Annotated in this window: 1 pseudogene; it reads left to right on the top strand. The window is 59.2% G+C overall.

From position 1 onward, the window contains the following. The first annotated feature begins 28 nt into the window (after nt 1-28). A pseudogene (locus tag AC0L2K_RS34780) lies at nt 29-1,130 on the top strand (IS1595 family transposase). The last annotated feature ends 689 nt before the right edge of the window (nt 1,131-1,819 follow it).

Raw genomic sequence — 1,819 nt, 5'->3', positions numbered from 1 at the left:
CTTTGGGCATGCTGCGAAGGAGATGAGAATGCCTGAAACGATGCTTGCCGCGCTTTCCAGCATCCGGACCGTTGAAGAGATGATCGTGGCTTCGGGGATGAGCAGCATTGCCGTCGGCTGCTGGAAAGCATGGTGTGACCGGATGACCGGATCTGCCCCGCCTGCGGATACAAACGCTCGATTGCGCTTGCCGGCCGCGATACCGGCAAGCGGCGCGCCCGACCGGGTCTTTGCCAATGTTCCAGCGGCGATTGCCGGTTCCAGTTCACGGTGACGACACACACGCCTCTACACTCCACGAAGCTTCCCTTGCGTTTATGGTTGAAGGCCATGTGGCTGCTGCTGCAATCGGATAAGGGCTTGTCCTCGGTACGGCTCGCCGAGATCATTGGAGTGAGCCAGCCGACGGCCTGGCGGATGGGTCACGCACTGCGGCTGATGGTGGCGCGGGAAAACATGCTCGACGGCACGGTTGAGATCGATCCATTTCCATCTCGGGGGAAGTAGTCCCCGAAAGCGGCCGGACGACCCACGTCCGGGACGGGGCCGGAAAGGTCAGGCGAATACGGAGAAGGCGCCGGTCATGGCCATGGTGCAGCGGCCGACCGACGTCACGCCCGGCGCTCCGGCCGGTGACGCGCGTGCCGCGGTCGTGACTGGTCTCTCAGCGCGAGCAAGCGAACGCGTCATTGAAGTGCAGATCGAATCGAGAGCTCATTTGATGAGCGACGAGTGGAAAGCATTCATGGCCATTGGTGAGAGCTTTGCCAAGCACGAGACCGTGAAATATTCCAGTGGTGAGTATGTTCGCGACGCCGTCCACCTCAATTCGGTGGGGGGCTTCAACTCCCGCGTCCGCCGTACCATCGCCGGCGTCTTTCATCATATCAGCCCGCAGCATGCCGACCTGTATTTCCACGAGATTGGCTTCCGATGGTCACAGCGCGTGGTGTCTGGGAGCGCCGTTCGGAAAAACCGGCATGGTCGAGAAGTCTTGAGAACCATCTGGTCGCGCGTGCCGCCGGCGCTGCAACTACCGAGCGTCTTTCGCGCCGCCACGGGGCGTCAGATGCGCCGAAGCCCGGGTGGCGGAATCATCATCAAATCAACCCGTAGCTGTCTTTGGTTGATAAAGGCCGCGTGTCGCTGGGAACAGTTCTTGTTCTGACCCCATATTCAATCGCAGCCATCCGCCGGATACAGCGTCAGCGTCCGCCACGATCTAGCGCTTCGCTTTTCCGCGGACGGTCCGGAGATGAGCTTTGGCGCTATTCTCCGGAGAGCCGCGCCCGACGCCGAGGCACGTCAGGCGGCGACATGGCCGTCGGTTCATCGCGGAGCTAAGCATTTCGAGGACCTCGTTCGGGACAGAACTCAGCTCGGACTCTGGGGAGTGCGATCTGGTCAGTTCGGTAAGAAGTTTGGTGTCGCTTGGCAGTTAATTGTGAGAATGCAGAGTCAATGATATCAGAGGCTTAGCTTTGCACGTAATTTGAGAATGAGCACTTAATTTGATAATCGTGCCGCGGCCGCTGCATTTAATGTGAGAATCGAGCACTCGAGATTCGGCGGAGCCGTATCTGCTGTGGCTCGACCAAAGTGCCGAACGAATGCCCAAGTCGCGCGGCCTGAGAGTTAATACCTTAGCAGTTGATTTGAGAATCTCAGCCCGATCATTCTCATAATTAACTGCCAAAAATGACCGAAACGATCGCATTCTTACAATTAACTGCCAAGCGACATCACCCGCAGCGCTCGCCGAATACGCGGACGCCGCGGCACGGATCCCGGCAGCCTTGCAGGCGACAGCGCTCGGTCA

This window comes from Mesorhizobium sp. WSM4817 (assembly GCF_055811135.1).
The sequence above is the reverse complement of the archived record's forward strand: the minus strand, read 5'-3'. Positions and strand labels throughout refer to the sequence as shown.